Source organism: Halobacterium noricense (assembly GCF_021233435.1).
In the GTDB taxonomy this organism is placed as follows: Archaea; Halobacteriota; Halobacteria; order Halobacteriales; family Halobacteriaceae; genus Halobacterium; species Halobacterium noricense.
Genome location: NZ_CP089468.1, coordinates 457,618 through 475,400, shown reverse-complemented (window position 1 = coordinate 475,400; position 17,783 = coordinate 457,618). Strand labels below are relative to the sequence as shown.

The 17,783-nt window shown below is 68.4% G+C and carries 22 protein-coding genes; 10 read left to right on the top strand and 12 right to left on the bottom strand.

What is annotated here, in order from left to right; genetic code table 11:
* Positions 1-73: 73 nt before the first annotated feature.
* Positions 74-400, top strand: coding sequence for a 2Fe-2S iron-sulfur cluster-binding protein (locus tag LT974_RS02680; RefSeq protein WP_232589117.1), 327 nt, complete (start codon positions 74-76; stop codon positions 398-400).
* A 1-nt stretch (position 401) separates the two neighbouring features.
* Here the strand turns inward: LT974_RS02680 and LT974_RS02675 are convergent, their stop codons facing one another.
* Positions 402-1,523 carry an MBL fold metallo-hydrolase gene (locus tag LT974_RS02675; RefSeq protein WP_232589116.1) on the bottom strand — a complete coding sequence of 374 codons (1,122 nt, stop codon included), beginning with the start codon at positions 1,521-1,523 and terminating at the stop codon, positions 402-404.
* Between the two features lie 60 nt (positions 1,524-1,583).
* On the opposite strand from LT974_RS02675, the gene LT974_RS02670 reads away from it, so the two are divergent.
* Positions 1,584-2,207, top strand: a complete 624-nt coding sequence (locus LT974_RS02670) for a rubrerythrin family protein (RefSeq protein WP_232589115.1) — start codon at positions 1,584-1,586, stop codon at positions 2,205-2,207.
* On the opposite strand, the gene LT974_RS02665 is transcribed toward LT974_RS02670, so the two are convergent.
* A complete protein-coding gene (locus LT974_RS02665) occupies positions 2,208-3,176 on the bottom strand; it encodes a sugar phosphate nucleotidyltransferase (RefSeq protein WP_232589114.1) in 969 nt (322 codons plus the stop codon).
* 58 nt (positions 3,177-3,234) lie between these two features.
* Here LT974_RS02665 and LT974_RS02660 point away from each other — a divergent pair, with 58 nt between their 5' ends.
* Positions 3,235-3,525, top strand: coding sequence for a transcriptional regulator (locus LT974_RS02660; RefSeq protein WP_232589113.1), 291 nt, complete (start codon positions 3,235-3,237; stop codon positions 3,523-3,525).
* Here the strand turns inward: LT974_RS02660 and LT974_RS02655 are convergent.
* The 6 genes from LT974_RS02655 to LT974_RS02630 all read right to left on the bottom strand — a co-directional run bounded on the left by LT974_RS02655 (position 3,522) and on the right by LT974_RS02630 (position 8,476).
* Positions 3,522-3,941, bottom strand: a complete 420-nt coding sequence (locus LT974_RS02655; protein ID WP_232589112.1) for a Rieske (2Fe-2S) protein — start codon at positions 3,939-3,941, stop codon at positions 3,522-3,524. The genes LT974_RS02660 and LT974_RS02655 overlap by 4 nt on opposite strands.
* Before the next feature lie 232 nt (positions 3,942-4,173).
* Positions 4,174-5,028 (bottom strand): aminotransferase class IV, encoded by an 855-nt coding sequence (locus LT974_RS02650; protein WP_232589111.1) that lies wholly within the window; start codon positions 5,026-5,028, stop codon positions 4,174-4,176.
* Positions 5,013-5,597: an anthranilate synthase component II gene (locus tag LT974_RS02645; RefSeq protein WP_232589110.1), complete on the bottom strand. Its 585-nt coding sequence runs from the start codon at positions 5,595-5,597 to the stop codon at positions 5,013-5,015. Before LT974_RS02645 ends, LT974_RS02650 begins: the two co-directional genes overlap by 16 nt.
* Positions 5,594-7,072 (bottom strand): aminodeoxychorismate synthase, component I, encoded by a 1,479-nt coding sequence (gene pabB / locus LT974_RS02640; protein ID WP_232589109.1) that lies wholly within the window; start codon positions 7,070-7,072, stop codon positions 5,594-5,596. The genes LT974_RS02645 and pabB overlap by 4 nt, the downstream gene beginning before the upstream one ends.
* Positions 7,073-7,117: 45 nt before the next feature.
* Positions 7,118-7,627 (bottom strand): helix-hairpin-helix domain-containing protein, encoded by a 510-nt coding sequence (locus tag LT974_RS02635; RefSeq protein ID WP_232589108.1) that lies wholly within the window; start codon positions 7,625-7,627, stop codon positions 7,118-7,120.
* A 45-nt stretch (positions 7,628-7,672) separates the two neighbouring features.
* On the bottom strand, positions 7,673-8,476 hold the full coding sequence (locus tag LT974_RS02630) for a shikimate dehydrogenase (RefSeq protein WP_232589107.1): 804 nt from the start codon (positions 8,474-8,476) through the stop codon (positions 7,673-7,675).
* A 78-nt stretch (positions 8,477-8,554) separates the two neighbouring features.
* Here LT974_RS02630 and LT974_RS02625 point away from each other — a divergent pair, with 78 nt between their 5' ends.
* The 4 genes from LT974_RS02625 (at position 8,555) to ftsZ (ending at position 13,502) form a co-directional block, all read left to right on the top strand.
* Entirely contained in the window at positions 8,555-9,511 is a 957-nt protein-coding gene (locus LT974_RS02625) for a calcium/sodium antiporter (protein ID WP_232589106.1), read from the top strand.
* Between the two features lie 57 nt (positions 9,512-9,568).
* On the top strand, positions 9,569-10,888 hold the full coding sequence (locus LT974_RS02620) for a sodium:calcium antiporter (protein WP_232589104.1): 1,320 nt from the start codon (positions 9,569-9,571) through the stop codon (positions 10,886-10,888).
* A 68-nt stretch (positions 10,889-10,956) separates the two neighbouring features.
* Positions 10,957-12,312, top strand: coding sequence for a D-aminoacyl-tRNA deacylase (locus tag LT974_RS02615; protein WP_232589103.1), 1,356 nt, complete (start codon positions 10,957-10,959; stop codon positions 12,310-12,312).
* Between the two features lie 26 nt (positions 12,313-12,338).
* Positions 12,339-13,502 (top strand): cell division protein FtsZ, encoded by a 1,164-nt coding sequence (gene ftsZ, locus LT974_RS02610; protein WP_232589102.1) that lies wholly within the window; start codon positions 12,339-12,341, stop codon positions 13,500-13,502.
* Between the two features lie 161 nt (positions 13,503-13,663).
* Here the strand turns inward: ftsZ and LT974_RS02605 are convergent, their stop codons facing one another.
* On the bottom strand, positions 13,664-13,948 hold the full coding sequence (locus LT974_RS02605; RefSeq protein ID WP_232589101.1) for an amphi-Trp domain-containing protein: 285 nt from the start codon (positions 13,946-13,948) through the stop codon (positions 13,664-13,666).
* A 95-nt stretch (positions 13,949-14,043) separates the two neighbouring features.
* On the opposite strand from LT974_RS02605, the gene LT974_RS02600 reads away from it, so the two are divergent.
* Entirely contained in the window at positions 14,044-14,217 is a 174-nt protein-coding gene (locus LT974_RS02600) for a protein translocase SEC61 complex subunit gamma (protein WP_230887710.1), read from the top strand.
* 1 nt (position 14,218) lies between these two features.
* Positions 14,219-14,656, top strand: coding sequence for a transcription elongation factor Spt5 (locus tag LT974_RS02595; RefSeq protein ID WP_058981570.1), 438 nt, complete (start codon positions 14,219-14,221; stop codon positions 14,654-14,656).
* Between the two features lie 411 nt (positions 14,657-15,067).
* Here the strand turns inward: LT974_RS02595 and LT974_RS02590 are convergent, their stop codons facing one another.
* A complete protein-coding gene (locus LT974_RS02590) occupies positions 15,068-15,790 on the bottom strand; it encodes a fumarylacetoacetate hydrolase family protein (RefSeq protein WP_232589100.1) in 723 nt (240 codons plus the stop codon).
* Positions 15,791-15,842: 52 nt separating this feature from the next.
* Entirely contained in the window at positions 15,843-16,184 is a 342-nt protein-coding gene (locus LT974_RS02585) for a DUF7565 family protein (protein ID WP_232589099.1), read from the bottom strand.
* A 344-nt stretch (positions 16,185-16,528) separates the two neighbouring features.
* Between LT974_RS02585 and LT974_RS02580 the strand changes: the two genes are divergently transcribed.
* Positions 16,529-17,284, top strand: a complete 756-nt coding sequence (locus LT974_RS02580; RefSeq protein WP_232589098.1) for a PHP-associated domain-containing protein — start codon at positions 16,529-16,531, stop codon at positions 17,282-17,284.
* Here the strand turns inward: LT974_RS02580 and LT974_RS02575 are convergent.
* Positions 17,281-17,763 carry a metal-dependent hydrolase gene (locus LT974_RS02575; RefSeq protein ID WP_232589097.1) on the bottom strand — a complete coding sequence of 161 codons (483 nt, stop codon included), beginning with the start codon at positions 17,761-17,763 and terminating at the stop codon, positions 17,281-17,283. The two genes, LT974_RS02580 and LT974_RS02575, sit on opposite strands and share 4 nt — an antisense overlap.
* Positions 17,764-17,783 lie beyond the last annotated feature (20 nt).

The following is a 17,783-nucleotide window of genomic DNA, read 5'->3' as shown; positions in this document are numbered from 1 at the left end:
ACGTACAATCTGTCCTTCCGGCGCGGACACGGACGAACAAAGAGTTTTACCCGTTCTCCTGCAACCGCCAGCTATGACCGAGTACACCGTCGAGTTCGTCGGAACCGGCGAGGAGATTCAGGTCTCCGACAAGGAGACCGTGCTGTCGGCCTGCCTGGAAGCGGGCATCGCCCAGGAGTACTCCTGCCGCGTCGGGATGTGCCTGGCGTGCTCCGCGAAAATCGAGGAGGGCGACGTCACCCAGCCCGCCGTCCGCGGGCTCACCGAGGCGGAAGCACAGAACTACGCGCTGACGTGCATGGCGCGCCCGCAGTCGGACCTGAAACTCGACCGCGGGAAGTACCCGCCGAGCATCGAGGAAGACGCCGCCGCGGGGGCGGCCGCAGCGGACGACGACTGAGTCACGTCGAGGACACCGCGCAGTTGTTCGGCCCGCGCTCCAGTTCTAGCGTCTCCGCGTCGAGTTCTCGCTGGCCGAGGTTCGTCACGACGATTGTCTCGTAGTTCGCCGGCCGCGGCGGCAGGTCCGTCGTGAGCGCGTCCACGAACGCCTCGCGCGACAGGTCCGCGACGTCCAGCGACTCCCGAACTGCGCCGAGACTCCGAGCGAAACCGTCGTCCGCCAGCGGTGTCGTCGCCTCGACGTGCCCGGGGAGCACACGGGTGTCGTCCGGGTACGCGAAAATCAGGTCGTGGAGCGTGTCGTACTGCCGCGCGGCGAGTTTGCGGGCGCGGTCGGCGTCCTCGAGGTCGGGGCGACCCACGCCGTCGAGGAACAGGCAGTCCGCGGTGAGCAACGCGTCACCCCACTCCAGCACGACGAGTTCGGTGGTGTGGCCGGGCGCGTGCCGCGCCACGAGTTCGCGGTCGCCGACTTGGAGCGAATCCCCGTCCGCGAGCAGCGTCGCGTCGTAGTCGAGGCCGCGCTCCGTCGCCCCCGCGGGGAGGACGCGCTCGGCGTCCGTCTTCGCGGCGACCGCACGGACTCCCGAGAAGTGGTCCGCGTGGACGTGCGTGTCGACGGCCCACCGGAGGTCGAGGCCGCGCTCGGCCGCGTCGTCGGCGTACCGCTCGCTCGCGGCCGCCAGTGGGTCGACGACCACTGCTTCGTCGCCGTCCGCAAGCAGGTAGGAGAGGCAACCGGAGGACGGCCGCTCGTACTGCACGACACCTTCGCCGAGGTCGTGCTCGACCACGAGGTCCGCCCACGCCTCCATCCCGCCGTCGAGGTTCACAGCGTCGACGCCCTCCTCGCGGAGGACCGCCGCGACCTCGTCGCTGGCTTCGCCGACCCCACACACGACGACGATTGGCTCGTCCAGTTCGTCCGGGACGAGGTCGGCCGTGTCGCCCGAGACCTGCGCCGAGACGAACTGCATGTAGGGGACGTGGGCGGCGGTCACGTCGGGGCCGTCGACGTGCCACGCCTCGAACTCGTCGCGGTCGCGGACGTCCAGCACGGAGACCGAGCCGCTCCGGATGCGGTCGTAGAGGTCGCGTGGCGTGATGGCTGGCGAAGTCACAGCCGGACGTAGGGTCGGGAGTGGCAAAAGCTCACGTGCACGGCGCGCGAATCGAGCGGTATGAACGCCGACGACTTCCGCGACGACGTCGCGGCCGCCGTGGAGACCGAACTCGACCGCCTCGGCTCCTCGAAGCGCCTCGTCGCGCTCACGGACGCGAGCCTCGACGACGAGACGGTGTTGCGCGCGGCCGCCGCCAGCGAGGCCGCCGCAGCCGACGTGTTCGCGGCGTGGGCGGCGGACGAAACTGGTGACGCCGCCGAGACGTTCGCCGCGTTTGCGGAGCGCGAGCGCGACCACTACGAGCGCGTCGCCGCGGAACTCGGCGACGACGTGGCTGCCGAATCCGGCGCAGTCCACGACTACCTCCGCGACCTCGACGACACCGTCGAGCGCGCGGGCGGCGTCGTCGGCCGCGGCCTCGTCGCGGAGCGCACGCTCGCGCAGTTCGTGAGTTACTTCGTGAACAGCGCCGACGAAGCACGCGCGGACCTGTTTCGGGAACTGCGCGCCGACACCGACGCGGACACCGAGGCTGCGCTCTCCCTGCTCGCGAACGTAGCAGAAGACGAAGCGGATATCGAGCGCGCGAGAGCGGCGGCTGTCGAGGTCGTGAACGTCGCCTACGAAGAGTACGTCGAGGCGCTCGAATCGATGGGCGTGAACGCCAAATCCGTCTGTTGATTATTCGCCGTTGGAAATCGTGGTGTGCGCGCCGATGAGCGCGCCCGCGAAGTCGATGTTTTCGAGGTGGGTCTGCTCGTCGATGATGGAGTCGCGGACGTCGCAGTCGTGCAGCGTCGCGTCCGGGAAGATGACGGAGTTGTCGACGCTGGAGTTGCGGAGTTCGGCGTCGGCCATCACGTGGACGTTCTCGCCGATGGTGGTGTTCTCCACGACGGCGTCGTCGCTGACGAGGTTGTCGCCGTCGAGCTTCCAGCGCGCGGCGTCGAGGTACGACTCCGGCGTGCCGATGTCGAACCACGCGCCCTCGAAGGTGAACGCGTGGACGGATTGGCGGGCCTGCAGCCACTGGAGGAACCAGCCGGGCTCGTCGGGGTTCTCGCCCTCTTCGAGGTACGTCTGGAGGTCGGGCAGCGTCTCACGGGGGAACGCGTAGCACGCGATGGAGACGAGCGTGCTCTTGGGGTGTTCGGGTTTCTCCTGGAAGTCGACGACCTCGTCGCCGTCGAGGTCCACGAGCCCGTAGGACTTCGCGCGTTCGAGGCTACCGACGTCGTAGGCGGCCAGCGCGGGCGTCCCCTTCGCCTCGAAGAAGTCCACGAACTCCGCGATGTCGAAGCTGATGAGGTTGTCCCCGGCGACCACGACGAGGTCGTCGTCGACGTTTTCGCGGTTGACGAGCTGGGCGAGCGCGCCGACGACGCCGAACTTCTCGTCCTCCTCGGAGGTGTCTTCGACGGTGAGCGTCGGCTTCTGGAAGTCGCTGTCGGCGAGGTACTCGCGGAAGTCCTCCGCGAAGCGCTCGTTCGTGGAGACGAACACCTCCTCGATGCGGTCGTCGGCTTCGAGGTCCGCGAAAATCTCGTCGATGACTGTCGAGTCGCCGACCGGGAGGAACATCTTCGGCCGGTGCTTCGTGATGGGCCACAACCGGGTCGCGTACCCGCCGGCGAGGACGACGGCTTTCATACCCCGACCGTGCCGTGCGTCCGATAAGTCCTTTTTCATCCAGCCGCCCTGTCCGGGCATGGACGACCAGACCACCCGTGAACGCATCCGCGACGCACTCCGCGAGCGCCCCGACACGCCCAGCGGCCTCGCCGAGGAGTTCGGCGTCTCGCGCGGCACGGTGCTGACCCACGTCCGTCACCTCTCGAAGACGCTGGAAGGGACCGACGAGGAACTGCTCGTGAAGCCGCCGGAGTGCCGGGATTGCGGGTTCGACGGCTTCGACGACCCCGTGAACGTGCCGTCGCGGTGCCCCGAGTGCAAGAGCGAGAGCATCGAGGAGCCCGCGTTCGTCGTCGAGGACGATTAGAAGCCGAGGCGCGCGCCAGGGGACGTCGAGAGGTCGGCGGGGTCGTCATTCTCGACGCCCGCCCGCACGAACTCGTAGTCGTCGGCCGCGAGGAAGACGTCGCCGTCCCGGACCTCGACCGCGACGGGGTCGAGGTGTGCGCCCTCGCAGGGGCCGTGCGTGCAGACTCCGGAGTCCTTCTCGAAGGTCGCGGCGTGCTTGCGACAGACCACGTCGCCGTTCCGCACGGGCGCGCCGTCACCCGTGTCGAGTTTCACGTCCGTCCAGTGCATGCAGTAGTTCAAAAACGATGTGACGGTGCCGTCTGAGAGTTTCAGCAGGATGGCCTCGCGCTCGTCGCCGCCGTCGGCGAGCGTGTACAGCAGCGTTCCCTCGGCCGGCACCTCCTCGACCGCAGCGATGCGCTCGTCTCCCATCGACTCCGGCTATCGACCCAATTGGTTTTAGGATACCGGAAGCGGCCGGCGTTCCTCGAGCATCCGCTCGCGCCGAACGGCGCGAGCGGTTCACCGAGCGCGAACGTAGTGAGCGCTCGGGCCGACGACTGAACGGAGCGCCGTAGGCGCGAAGTGAAGGAGGAGTGCTTTTTCCGCAAGTTTTTGCCGAGTGAGGTGCGCGGAGCGCACCTCACGCAGCGCAAAAAGTGCGTTAGTAATGTCTCTGCTCGATTTCCTCGGCGAACGCGCGGGCGAGGCGCGCGCCGACCTTGCACGTGGTGTAGGTAGTGTCGTCGTAGGCGGCGACGGGCCGGACTTCCCACGTGGTGTTCGTGAGGAACAGTTCGTCGGCGGCGCGCAAGTCGCGGGGCGTGTAGTGGCCTTCCTCGACGGAGACGCCGAGGTCCTCGGCGAGTTCGAGGACCGCCCAGCGCGTGACGCCGGGGAGGACCGGGAGGTCGAGGCTGGGCGTGTGGAGCGTACCATCGTCGACGAAGAAGACGTTGCTCGTGGCACCCTCGGTGACGCGGTCGTCGGCGTCGAGGAGGATGGCTTCGTCGGCGCTGTCGGCGTCGATGCGCGCGAGGACGCCGTTGAGATAGTTGTGGGTCTTCGCGACTGCGGGGAGCGCGTCGTCGGGAACGCGTTCGACTGCGGCAGTGGCGACCGTCGCGGGTTCGTTCCAGACGCGTTCGCCGTCGACGCCGCCGCGCGGGAGTTCCTCGGCGACGACGACGACCGTCGGGTCGGTGTCCTCGTCAGGTGTGAGCCGCCCGGACTGGACGCCTCGGGAGACGGTGAGACGGACGTAGGCCTCGGTGAGGTCGTTGGCGGCGAGCGTGGCGTGGATACGGCCGCGGAGGTCGCGGTCCGCGAGCCCGTGGTCGATACCGAGCGCGTCGCAGGTCGCCTGGAGGCGGCTGGCGTGGGCGTCCCACGCGAACACCTGGCCGCCGTACGCGCGCAACGTCTCGAAGGCGGCGTCGCCGTACTGGAACCCGCGGTCGCGGACGCTCACCGTGGCGTCCTCGGCGGCCACGACCTCGCCGTCTACGTGGTAGTACACGTCTCTACGAAGCCACAGATTAGGTGCTCGCCGGTCGGCGTGAGGATGCTCTCGGGGTGGAACTGGACGCCCGCGTGGGGTCGCTCGCGGTGGCGGACCGCCATCACCATGCCGTCGGCGTGCTCGTCGACGGTCCACGCGGTCGGCACGAGGTCGTCGGGGAGTCCGGCCTCGGGCACGGACAGCGAGTGATAGCGGCCGGTCTCGACGCGCTCCGGGAGCCCCGCGAAGATGCCGCGGCCGTCGTGGCGGACGACCGAGGACTTCCCGTGGACGACCGACGGCGCGTGCTCGACGGGCGCGCCGTTGGCCGCACAGAGCGCCTGGTGGCCGAGGCAGACGCCCAGCGTCGGGTAGTCGAGGTCGCGGAAGACGGGAATCGAGACGCCGGCGTCGTCGGGCGTGCCAGGGCCGGGCGAGACGACGATGCCGTCCGGGTCGAGGTCGCGGATGGCCTCGACGTCGATTTCGTCGTTACGGCGGACGACCACGCTGTCGGCGTGTTCGCCGACGTACTGGACGAGGTTGTACGCGAACGAGTCGTAGTTGTCCACGACGAGGACGGTCACTGCTCGCCCTCCTCCTCGCGGAGCGCGAACGCGTCGCCGGTGCGGTCGAGCGCGTCGTCGATGGCGGTCACGAGCGCGCGAGCCTTGTCGAGGGTCTCGTCGTACTCCGCGCTCGGGTCCGAGTCGTGGACGATTCCTGCGCCGACGCGCAGGTGGTACTCGTCGCGGAATCGGACGAGCGTGCGGATGACGATGTTGAGCGTGGCGTCGCCGTCGAACCCGACGGCCGCCATGCTCCCGGTGTAGGGGCCGCGGCGAGTGGCTTCCACCTCGTCGAGTAACTCCATCGTCCGGGGCTTGGGCGCGCCGGTGATAGTTCCCCCGGGAAACACCGCGGCGACGGCGTCCGCGAGCGTGCACTCCTCGCGGAGATGGCCCCGAACCTCGCTGACGAGGTGCATCACCTCGCTGTACTTGTCCACGCGGCGGTATTCGTCGACCTCGATGCTGCCGTAGTCGGCGACCTTCCCGAGGTCGTTGCGTTCGAGGTCCACGAGCATCGCGTGCTCGGCGCGCTCCTTCTCGTCGCGCCGGAGGTCGGCTTCGAGGGCGGCGTCCGCCTCGTCGGTGTCTCCGCGGGGTCGGGTGCCGGCGATGGGTTCGGTGACGAGGTCGCGGCCGCGCTTCGCCAGCAGGAGTTCGGGGCTGGCGGACACGAGGTCGATGCCCGGGAACTCCACGAGCCCGGAGTACGGCGCGGGGTTGGTGTCGCGCAGCGCGGCGTACACCGCGACCGGATGGACGCTCGCCGGGGCTTCGAGGCGCTGGCTGACGTTCGCCTGAAACGTGTCGCCGTCCCGGACGTGCTCCTTGACGGTGCGGACGCGGTCCTCGTAGGCGGCACGGCCGCACGCGCTCTCGAAGCCCCCGCGGTCGTCGGTCGGCGGCGGTCCGACGCCGGGGTCACCGTCGCGGACTCGGGCGGCGAGCGCCTGCACGCGCTCGACGCCGGCGTCGAAAGCAGCGTCCGCGTCGCCGTCCAGCGGGACGGTGGCGACGAGCCGGAGCGGGTCGTCGGACGCGAAGGGCTCGCGCCAGGCGGCGACGACTGGATAGACGCCGAACTGCAGGCGAGGGAGTTCGCGGTCGTCGACGGCGTCTCTGGGGAGGGCTTCGAGGTCGCGGGCGACGTCGTAGGAGAGCCAGCCGAACAGGCCGCCGGGGTGGGGCACCTCGCAGTCGCCGCACAGGACCGGGACACCAGTGCGGTCCGCGAGCACGTCGAGCGCGCCGGATTCGCCGGCCCCGACGGTCAACAGCTCGTCAGGCGCGACGCCGAAGTACCCCCAGCCGTCGCTCCCACCCGTGGTCTCGTAGTAGAATTCGGGGTCGTCCCCGCGAGCGCGCCGGTACGCCTCGAAGGGGTCGTCGACCGGAACGCGGGCTTCCACGACGACGCGCGCGTCAGTCGACGCGTCCGCTGCGGCGGCTCGAACGTCCACGCGGTCGGTGACGACGGTCGCCGGCTCACCCATGCGTCGGTCGGTTGCGGGCGACTGAGAGTCGTCCCGAGACCGCCATCACTCGTAGTCTTGGGCGGTGTCCACCCAGCGACCGACGCGCTTTGCGGAGAGGTCGACGCGCTCGGCGAGCTCCTCGGAGTCGGCCGCGGCGAGGTCCGCGACGGTCTCGGTGCCCGCGTCTTCGAGGCGGTCGGCGTACGCCGGCCCGATGCCCTTCAGGACGGTGACAGGCTCGCCGTCGACCGACGTCGGCGTCTCCTCTTCGCCGGGGCTCGCGGCCTCGGCGGGCTCGGCGGCCCGCGTCGGGTCGTCGGTGTGCTCGTCGTCGACCAGCGACTCCGTGGAGGCGGCCGCGTCGGTCTCCGTCGCGACCGGCTCGTCGACGCCTTCCGCCTCGTCTTCCGCTTCGGTTTCAGCTTCGGCTTCGTGCTCCGCGTCCGATTCCTTGACCGCTCGCTCGGATTCCGCTGACGGCTCGTGTTCGACGGTCACGTCAACGCCACTCCCGGTGGAGCGGCCCTCTTCCTCCATTCCGAGCAGCGATTTGAGTGTCGAGAGCAGTCCCATTAGCTGGCTATATCCCCCGACTGCACTTAAACCCGTGCCCGACGGTCAGAGTTTCGCGCGCAGCGCGTCGTTCATCGCGGCTATCGGCGCGTCTCGACCCGTCCACAGTTCGAACGCCGCGACGCCCTGGAACAGGAGCATCCACGCGCCGTCGATGGTCGTCGCGCCCGCGGCGTCGGCGTCCCGGAGCAGCCGCGTCTCCAGCGGCGCGTACACCGCGTCCAGCACCGCGAGGTCGGCGTGGAGCGCGGCCGCCGGAACGGGCGATTCGTCCGCCTCCATCCCGACGCTCGTCGCGTTCACGAGCACGTCGGCGTCCGCGAGCAGTTCGGGGAGCGCGTCGAGGCCGTGGGCGGACACGGCGTCGCCGACGTCGTCGGCCAGTAGCTCCGCGGTTTCGACGGTTCGGTTGGCGATGCTGACGGTCACACCGGCGTCGGCGAGCGCGAATGCCGCCGCGCGGCCCGCGCCGCCCGCACCAACGACGACCGCGTCGCGGCCGTCCAGTTCGACGTCGTGGTGGGCGAACGAGCGACGCACGCCCTCCGCGTCCGTGTTGTGGCCGGTGACGGTGTTCCCGGAGAAGTCGACGGTGTTGACCGCGCCGATGCGGGCCGCGAGGTCGTCCGGGTCGACGACGTCGAGGACCGCCTGCTTGAACGGGATGGTGACGTTCAAGCCGGCGACGCCGAGCGCGTCCGCGCCCTCGATTGCAGCCTCGACGTCCTTGCGTGCCGGCTCGAAGGTGACGTAGCGGGCGTCCAGCCCGAGTTCGTCGTAGGCGGCTTCGTGCATCGGCGGCGACAGCGAGTGTTCGACCGGGTTCCCGACGAGTCCGAATACCTGCACGCGTCGACCCATTCGCCGCCCGTTTATAACTGATACCCACTCCGAACGGTTTTTGCCCGCGAGCCAGTTTCCCGGCGTATGGCCGGCACACTCCTCGCCGACGGCGCGATACTGCTCGTCGGCATCCTGCTGCTCTACGTCGGTGCCGAGTTCCTCGTCGCCGCGGCGTCCGCCCTCGCGCTCTCCCACGGCGTGAAGGCGGCGACGGTCGGCGTCACCATCGTCGCGTTCGCCACCACCGCGCCCGAGCTGTTCGTCAGCGCCACCGGCGCGCTGACCGCCTCCGACAGCATCGCGCTCGGCAACATCGTGGGGTCGAACATCGCCAACATCGGGCTCGTGCTCGGCGCGTCCGCGCTCGTCCGCCCGATGGAAGTCGACGACAAGACGCTCTACCAGCACGGCCCGTTCATGTTCACGGCCGCCGTCGCGCTCGTCGGCCTCGGGCTCGACGGCAGCATCGGTACGCTGGACGGCGTCGTCCTCCTCGCGCTGCTGGCCGGCTTCACCGGCTTCCTCTACTACAAGTCCCAGCAGGAGGACGACATCGCGCTCCCCGAGGAGGTCGAGATGGACGAAGACGCCACAACCGCCGGACTCCGCGAGTACGTTACGCTCGTCGGTGCAATCGTTCTCCTGCTGGCTGGCTCCCGCGCGCTCATCGACGGCGGGCGCGGCGTCCTCATGGCGTGGGGCTTCGACGACCTCTTCATCGGCCTCACCATCATCGCGTTCGGAACCTCCGTCCCCGAACTGGCGACGTCGCTGGTGAGCGCGATTCGCGGCGAGGCCGAGTTCTCCATCGGGAACGTCGTCGGGTCGAACATCTACAACGTGCTCGCGGTCATCGGCGTCGTCGCCGTCGTCGTCCCCATCTCGGTGTCCGGGTCGACGATTGGCTACGAGTTCCCCGTGATGTTGGCGTTCACCGTCGCCGCGCTCGCCATCATGGCGTTCGGCGACCGCATCACGCGCGTCGAGGGCGCTGGCTTGGTCGTCGGCTACGTCGGCTTCGTCTACTTCCTGCTGCCGTAACCCGGAATTCGTCGCCCAACCGCAAGCGTTAGGAAGCGCTTCGCGGACAGTGTGGGTATGGTTCGAGCGCAGTTGCGACACCCACTGACGGCGCTGGCGCTCGCGACGCTGCTGACCGCGCCGTGGGTCGGCGTCTTCCTCACCGGCGGCCCCGACGCGTACGGATTCGGCGAAGCCACGACCGTCGCGGTCAGCGGTATCGCCGTGCTCGGCGCGGCGTTCCTGCTGGCGTGGGGTGCCGAGACCGCCGAGAAGGACGTACCGCCCGCATTCGCCATCGCCGTGCTCGCGGTGCTCGCAGTCGCCCCAGAGTACGCCGTCGACGCGCTGTACGCGTGGACCGCCGGCGCGAACGCCGGGACCGCGCGCGGCATCGAAGCCGCGAACCTCGCGGTGGCGAACATGACCGGCGCGAACCGCATCCTCATCGGGCTCGGGTGGTCCGGCGTCGCGCTGTTCACCGTCTACAAGGCCCGCTCCTCGAACGACCCCGCGGTCGAGCAGCGCGGCGGCCTCCGCAGCGTCGTCAACCTCGACCCCGCCATCGCCACCGAAATCACGTTCCTGCTCGCGGCGACCGCGTACGCCTTCCTCGTGCCGCTCCGGGGCGGCATCGACATCGTCGACACGGTGGTGCTCGTGGGACTGTTCACGGCCTACATCGCCATCATCATCCGCGGCGACGTCTCCCACGACACCGAACACGTCGGCGTCCCCGCGTACCTCCAGGAGTTCCGGCGGCCGATTCGCGTCCTCACCGTGCTCGTGCTGTTCGCGTTCTCCGGCGCGGTCATCTACACCGCCGTCCACCCGTTCGCGCACGGCCTCGAAGTGCTCGGCGAGGGGGCCGGCATCCCACCGTTTTTCATGATTCAGTGGATTGCGCCGCTGGCCTCCGAGGCACCCGAGCTCATCGTCGTCATCTACCTCGTGAACAAGGCGCGCTCGACGGCCGGGTTCAACGCACTCATCTCCTCGAAGCTCAACCAGTGGACGCTACTCATCGGGACACTGGCGGTCGTCTACAGCATCGCGTACGGTGGCATCGCCACGCTCCCGTTCGACGAGAAGCAGGCCGCCGAAATCTGGATTACCGCCGCCCAGAGCCTCTTCGCCATCGCCATCCTCGCGAACCTCAACATCGCTGTCTGGGAGGGCGTCACGCTCCTTGGGTTGTTCCTCACGCAGGTGTTCGTGGAGTTCGGCATCATCCGGCTGGTCGCCGAACCCCGGGCGACCGAACTCAGCATCCTCGTGCTGTACGCCTACACTGTCGTCTACCTCGCACTCGCCGCGGTGTTGCTCGTTCGCCGCCGCGAGTCCGTCGCCCGGCTCCTCCGAGTTACCGCACGCGGCGCTCGCTCGGCGTTCGAGTAGCGACGCGGGACGCGGCCAGTTCGTCGGGGAACGGCAGTCGTTTTACGGGCCGCCGCGTACCGCGGGCCGTGATTGGAATCGTCGTGAGCCGGGCCGACAGCGCGTCCGAACACATCGGCGAGCAGCTGCTGGCGCTCGGCGGCTTCGAGCAGACCGGGGACGGCGTCTACCGCGCGGAGGGGTTCGAGCTCCGGGAGTTCGACGACCTCCACATCGACCTCGAGGATCCCGCGGCGGCCTTCGACGACCCCGACTACGTGGTGGTCGTCTCCCGGCACGCCGGCGACACCGGCGCACTGCTGACCGCCCACCACACCGGGAACTTCGGAGGCGCGGAGTACGGCGGCGAGGACCGCGCACTCGCGGACGCCTGCCCGAACGCCCACCGCGAGGTCGTCGACGCGCTCCGCGAGCACGCTCCCGACGGCTACGAGGTCGGCATGGAGTGCACGCACCACGGCCCGACCGAGGTGAGCGCGCCGTCGATGTTCGTGGAACTCGGCAGCGACGAGGCGCAGTGGGACGACCCGGACGGAGCGCGAGCAGTCGCGCAGGCTGTCCTCGACCTCCGTGGCATCGATGCGCGCTCGGACCGCGCGCTCGTCGCGTTCGGCGGCGGCCACTACGCGCCTCGCCCCACCCGCATCGTCAGAGAGACCGACTGGGGCGTCGGCCACGTCGCCGCCGACTGGTGTCTCGACGACCTCGGCGACCCTGAGGACCACCGAGACGTCATCGAGCGGATGTTCGAGGCGAGCGGCGCGGAGCACGCCGTCGTGGACGGGGACAAACCCGCCGTCGAGCGCGTCGTTTCGGAGTTGGGCTACCGCGTCGTCAGCGAGACGTGGGTCCGGGAAACCGACGACGTCCCCCTCGACCTCGTGGACAGCGTCGAAGAACGCGTTGGCACAGTCGACGACGGCCTCCGCTTCGGCACGCCTGCTGTGGGCTACGAGGGCGGCTACGCGGTCGTCGACCTGCCTGCCGACCTGCTCGACACCGTCCACGCGACCGACCCCGAGGCGGCCGTCGACGCCGCCGCCGAGACCGCGCTCGCCTACGCCACCGACGAGAACGGCAACCGACTCGCCGGCCCCGCCGCGCTCGCGGACGACGAGGCCTACGACGCGTTCCTCGACAGCGTCGCAGCCATTCTGGAACGCGACTACGACGTGACCCGCGAGGACGCCACGCTGGCCGCGACGCGAGACGCGTTCGACCCCGCCGCTGCCAGCGAACTCGGCGTTCCCGAAGGCCCGAAGTTCGGGACACTCGCCGCCGGTGAACCCGTGGCCGTCGACGACGCGGAAATCCGACCTGCAGACGTCACCCGCACCGAGACGACCACCGTTTCGGTCGGATTCCGCGAGCGGACGCGTGAGCGCGTGCGACGCCCGTCCGACGCGGAGGGGAAAGGTAATTAAGCCTCACACGCTACCCGTTACGCAACATGGATTCGATTGTGCAGGACGCCATCGACGAAGCCGAGGAGGACTCGGCTTCGGAGGCAGGTGACGTCCCATCGGAGGGGTCGACTGCCAGCGTCCCCACCGGCGAGATGACTGACGACGAACTCGAGGACGTCCTCCAAGAGCTCCAGACGAGCATCACGGTCGTGGGCTGTGGCGGGGCGGGCTCGAACACTATCGACCGAATGTTCGAGGAGGGCATCCACGGCGCATCGCTGGTCGCCGCCAACACCGACGTCCAGCACCTCGTCGAAATCGAGGCCGACACCAAGATTCTCATGGGCCAACAGAAGACCCAGGGCCGAGGTGCCGGCTCGCTCCCGCAGGTCGGCGAGGAAGCCGCTCTCGAATCTCAGGACGAAATTCGGGACTCCATCGAGGGCTCGGACATGGTGTTCGTCACCGCCGGTCTCGGCGGCGGCACCGGTACTGGCTCCGCGCCCGTCGTCGCGAAGGCCGCCCGCGAAGCCGGCGCGCTCACCATCGCCATCGTCACTACGCCGTTCACCGCCGAGGGCGAGGTCCGCCGCACGAACGCCGAAGCCGGCCTCGAACGCCTCCGCGACGTTGCCGACACCGTCATCGTCGTCCCCAACGACCGCCTCCTGGACTCCGTCGGCAAGCTCCCCGTCCGGGAAGCGTTCAAAGTATCGGACGAAGTCCTCATGCGCTCCGTGAAGGGCATCACGGAACTCATCACCAAGCCCGGCCTCGTCAACCTCGACTTCGCCGACGTTCGCACCGTCATGGAGAAGGGCGGCGTCGCCATGATCGGCCTCGGTGAAGCCGACTCCGACGCGAAGGCTGCGGACTCCGTCAAGAGCGCGCTACGCTCCCCACTGCTCGACGTCGACATCTCCTCTGCGAACTCCGCGCTCGTCAACGTGACTGGTGGACCGGACATGAGCATCGAAGAGGCCGAAGGCGTCGTCGAGCAGCTCTACGACCGCATCGACCCCGACGCCCGCATCATCTGGGGGACCAGCATCGACGAAGACCTCGACGGCGAAATGCGCACCATGGTCGTCGTCACCGGCGTCGCCTCCCCGCAGATTTACGGCCGCAACGACGCCCCCGAGCCCGAGCCCGAACCCGAGCCCGACGGCGGCGACAGCGAAATCGACGACATCGACTACGTCGAGTAGAAGGACCTTTTTACTTCGTCGGGTGCGCTCGCTTCGCTCGCGCACCGCTCCTCGCAAAAAGCTACGCTAAAAACGTCCTGCGCTCACTCCGTTCGCGCAGCGAACAGCGCGCTACGCGCGCTGATGCTCCCGCTCCGTACAGCCATCCCGCACCGCTACGACTACTCGATTTCGAGTTCGCCGCTCTCGCCGGCTGCCTCGCCGTCCTCGGGCCACTCGAATTCGAACTCGACGCTCAGTTCTTTCGGGCCGTCGGCCGGTCCCTCGCGTTCGGCTTTGACCTCGAACGTCGGGCGACTCGGCGGGTCGAGGGTGACCTCGTCGCCGCTCGCTTTCAACGTGATTGCGCCGCCGGATTCGAGATTGTCCGCGACGGTGCGGAGGTACGTGGCGATTTCCTCGCGACTACGGTCGCTCTCGGACTCGAAGAGGATTTCTTCTGGCATACCAGTGGATGTACGTCGCCCGCACCGATAAACGAGCGGGCCGCCCCTCGCGCGGCATCAATAGATAAAAGAGCGCCCGCCGACTCTACACGTGTATGGACGTTCCCCTAGAGCTTTCCGCGTATACGCGCGTGCTCCGGCTGGCGAGCACGCCGTCGTGGGAGGAGTTCTCCCAGATTTCGAAAATCGCCGGTGCCGGCATCCTGCTGGTCGGCCTGCTCGGCTTCGTCATCTTCCTGGTGATGGAAGCAGTCACGTCGGTGATATAAGATGGGCGTGTACGCCGTCAAGACCACCGCGAGCCAGGAGCAGACCGTCGCCAGTATGATTGCCAACCGCGAAGCCGACGAGATTCACGCGGTGCTGGCACCGGACGCGCTCACCAGCTACGTGATGGTCGAAGCAGACGACCACAACATCATCGAGCGCGTGATGGAGGAGATTCCTCACGCCCGCAGCCTCGTCCCCGGCGAATCCGGCATCAGCGAGGTCGAGCACTTCCTCTCCCCGAAGCCCGACGTCGAGGGCATCGCGGAGGGCGACATCGTCGAACTCATCGCCGGCCCGTTCAAGGGCGAGAAGGCCCAAGTCCAGCGCATCGACGAGAGCAAAGACCAGGTCACCGTCGAACTGTACGAGGCCACCGTCCCGATTCCGGTGACGGTCCGTGGCGACCAGATTCGCGTGCTGGATTCCGAAGAACGGTAACGCGTTCTTCGACGTCTCGTTCGCTGTCGCTCACGAAACCAGTGAGGAGCGCTAAAAGCGCTCCTCAAGCAGCGCGAGCGGCGTAGCCGCGAGCGTATTCCGAAGAATGGTAACGTCCGCCGAGCAGAGCGAGGGGGTTCACTGCTCGCGTCCGGCGGGCGCGAGCAGGTCGTTTTTCACCACGTTTTTGCAAGGAGTGGTCGCCTCCGGCGATCCGACGAAGCAAAAAGTGGGCGCGTGACGGTCCGTGGCGACCAGATTCGCGTGCTGGATTCCGAAGAACGGTAACGCGTTCTTCGACGTCTCGTTCGCTGTCGCTCACGAAACCAGTGAGGAGCGCTAAAAGCGCTCCTCAAGCAGCGCGAGCGGCGTAGCCGCGAGCGTATTCCGAAGAACGGTAGCGGTCGCGGCTCAGTTCTGCGATTCGACGATGGTGTTTTCGAGCGTGCCGACGCCCTCGTAGGTGATTTCGACGGTGTCGCCGGGTTCGACGAGTCCCGGATTCGCGGGGCTGCCGAACGCGACGACGTCCCCGGGCTGGAACGTGAACCGCTCGGAGAGGAACGAGACGACCTCGTAAGGGTCGAACAGCATGAGTTCGGTGTTGGCTTCCTGACGGCGCTCGCCCGCGACGTCGGTGTGCATGTCGATGCCGCGCGGGTCGACGTCGGTCTCGATCCACGGCCCGAGCGGCCCGGAGCCGTCGAAGGCCTTGCGCGCGGTGCGTCCGGGCTGGTCGAGCGCGTCGAGGTCGTTCATCACGGTGAACCCGCGGAGCACGTCCGGCACGTCGCTCTCGTCGACGCGGTGGCAGCGCTCGCCGACGACGGCCGCGAGTTCGCCCGCGTACGTCAATTCGTCCGTGAACGTCGGGTAGGGCACGTCGTCGCCGTGGCCGACCACGGAGACCGGCGGCTTGATGAAGAAGTCGGGCTGCTCGGGGCGCTCGTAGTCCATCTGGTCGAGCGTCTCGGCGTAGTTGCGCCCGACGCAGTACAGCGCCGACGGGTCACAGGGCGGCGCAAGCGTGCCATCTTCGCCGACGACGTACTCGGTATCCTCGGTGGCGACGACGCCGTCGCGGTACTCGCCCTCGACGAGGCCGTCGTCGGTCCGGAGTCGTGCGAGTCGCATGGCTGGACGTCACGGAGGCGCGGCAAATTGCTTACGAACGCGGCCAGAGAAGCTAGCTCGTGGTGGCGTGCGCGGCGTCGGTGGCCTCGCCGACGTCGACGGGTTCGTCGCTCAGAAGGTCTTCGAGCACCGACGGGTCGAGTTCCTCGGCGACGTCGTCGAGCACGCGCTCGCGCTCGCGGATGGCTTCGGCGTCGCCGTCGTAGAATCGGACGTACTCGGCGCGCGTGTGCTCGCGGAGCCCGTGTTTGATGGCGAAGAAGCCCTCGGGGACCGTCTCCCCGCAGATTTCGCACTCGTGAGCGTCGTGGTCCGCGACCTGATGGGCCAACAGCGCCTCGACGCTCCCGAACGTCGACCCACAACCGACAATCGCGCACTCCCACGCAGACATAGCTCTCTGTAACCTGAGCGCGCAAATAAACCTTGTGTCGCTTTCTCGACCACTGAACCCGCTCCGTCCGCTATTTGTCTGCGCCCTGTCAGACAAATTATCGCCAGTGAGACGCCGTTTAGTCGGGTATTAACGCTCATCTACCGAATTTCTCGGCGAAGTCCCGGGCGTCGCGATTGACGTCGAGCGCGTGCTCGGGCACGAGGTCCTCGGAGAGTAGATGCAGACTCATACCGGCAGTTGGGTCGCCACGGGCATAAACGGCCGCGAACGCCCAACAGCGGGCGCGGAGTTTATCGGCCGGAACCGTAAGCCGCTAATCCTCGGCTGACGAATCCGGGCACGTGCCGACGACACGGGTCGACCTCCACGCGAAGGTGCTCGACGACGACGCGGTCCGCCGCGCGAAGGCCGCCGGCATCGACGTGCTGGTGTACGCCCCGCACTTCACGCGGCTGCCGGACGCCCGCGAGCGCGCGGCCGAGTACTCGGACGAGGAGCTACTGGTGGTGCCCGGCCGCGAGGTGTTCACGGGGTCGTGGCGGGACCGCAAGCACGTGCTCGCGGTCGGCCTCGACGACCCGGTGCCGGACTTCGTGACGCTGGACGGCGCGTTCGCGGCATTCCGCGAGCAAGACGCCGCCGTGCTCGCCCCTCACCCGGAGTACCTGACGGTGAGTCTGACGGCCACGGAAATCGAGCGGTTCCGCGAGGACGTCGACGCCGTGGAGACGTACAACCCGAAGCACTTCCCGTGGGACAACGACCGCGCGCGAGCGCTCGCTGACGGCTACGACATCCCCGCGTTCGCGTCCTCGTACGCCCACCGCGCGGCGACCGTGGGCGGCGTCTGGACGGAGTTCGACGCCGACATCCAGTCGGAAGCGGACCTCGTAGACGCGCTCACATCGGGCGTGGCGCGGCGGACCTACCACCAGCGGAATCCGCGGTTCCGGGCGCGCGAACTGGTGGAGAAGGCCCACCTCGCGTACGAGAACACCTGGGAGAAGGTCGACCGCCTCCTCCTCTCGGGCATGGAGCCCACTCACCCCCGTCACATCGCGTACGGCGGCGAGTTCGACGACGTCGCCGTCTACTAGAGCAGGCCGCTGACGGCGTCGGTCGGAACGTACTGCGGGGCGACGTGGACGACGACCGCGATGGCCGCGAGTTCGACGAGCGTGATGACGACGGTGACCGTGCTGGCGTACTTCGAGACCGTGGTGACGCCGACCGGCAGCCCGTACTCCTGGTCGGAGAGCGGGTAGAACAGCGCGATGCCGCGCTTGCTCCCGACGACGTCGAGCACGTAGTGCGTGGCGACGCCAATCCAGACGTACTGGAGGTTCCCGAAGTACATCGGGAAGACGTACAAGAGCGCCAGCACCGGGATGTTGTGGAGGGTCTTGCGGTGTTTCCCGAAGTCGGTGTCGACGTCCGGGAACAGCGCGCCCAGCACGACGGGAATGAGCACGGCGGCGATGGTGCGCAGCGTCTCGACGCCACCCGACGGATAGAGCACGTAACCCAGCCCGATGGCGAGCAGGATGCCGTTGAGGATGTGGTCGCCCTTGTTCATTATCGGGGTCGAGAGCACGC

Excerpts from the sequence above, each read along its gene's own strand:
- LT974_RS02680 (WP_232589117.1), top strand. The coding sequence starts at position 74 with ATGACCGAGTACACCGTCGAGTTCGTCGGAACCGGCGAGGAGATTCAG.
- LT974_RS02670 (WP_232589115.1), top strand. The coding sequence starts at position 1,584 with ATGAACGCCGACGACTTCCGCGACGACGTCGCGGCCGCCGTGGAGACC.
- LT974_RS02665 (WP_232589114.1), bottom strand. The coding sequence starts at position 3,176 with ATGAAAGCCGTCGTCCTCGCCGGCGGGTACGCGACCCGGTTGTGGCCC.
- LT974_RS02660 (WP_232589113.1), top strand. The coding sequence starts at position 3,235 with ATGGACGACCAGACCACCCGTGAACGCATCCGCGACGCACTCCGCGAG.
- LT974_RS02655 (WP_232589112.1), bottom strand. The coding sequence starts at position 3,941 with ATGGGAGACGAGCGCATCGCTGCGGTCGAGGAGGTGCCGGCCGAGGGA.
- pabB (WP_232589109.1), bottom strand. The coding sequence starts at position 7,072 with ATGGGTGAGCCGGCGACCGTCGTCACCGACCGCGTGGACGTTCGAGCC.
- LT974_RS02635 (WP_232589108.1), bottom strand. The coding sequence starts at position 7,627 with ATGGGACTGCTCTCGACACTCAAATCGCTGCTCGGAATGGAGGAAGAG.
- LT974_RS02625 (WP_232589106.1), top strand. The coding sequence starts at position 8,555 with ATGGCCGGCACACTCCTCGCCGACGGCGCGATACTGCTCGTCGGCATC.
- LT974_RS02620 (WP_232589104.1), top strand. The coding sequence starts at position 9,569 with ATGGTTCGAGCGCAGTTGCGACACCCACTGACGGCGCTGGCGCTCGCG.
- ftsZ (WP_232589102.1), top strand. The coding sequence starts at position 12,339 with ATGGATTCGATTGTGCAGGACGCCATCGACGAAGCCGAGGAGGACTCG.
- LT974_RS02605 (WP_232589101.1), bottom strand. The coding sequence starts at position 13,948 with ATGCCAGAAGAAATCCTCTTCGAGTCCGAGAGCGACCGTAGTCGCGAG.
- LT974_RS02600 (WP_230887710.1), top strand. The coding sequence starts at position 14,044 with ATGGACGTTCCCCTAGAGCTTTCCGCGTATACGCGCGTGCTCCGGCTG.
- LT974_RS02595 (WP_058981570.1), top strand. The coding sequence starts at position 14,219 with ATGGGCGTGTACGCCGTCAAGACCACCGCGAGCCAGGAGCAGACCGTC.
- LT974_RS02590 (WP_232589100.1), bottom strand. The coding sequence starts at position 15,790 with ATGCGACTCGCACGACTCCGGACCGACGACGGCCTCGTCGAGGGCGAG.
- LT974_RS02585 (WP_232589099.1), bottom strand. The coding sequence starts at position 16,184 with ATGTCTGCGTGGGAGTGCGCGATTGTCGGTTGTGGGTCGACGTTCGGG.
- LT974_RS02575 (WP_232589097.1), bottom strand. The coding sequence starts at position 17,763 with ATGAACAAGGGCGACCACATCCTCAACGGCATCCTGCTCGCCATCGGG.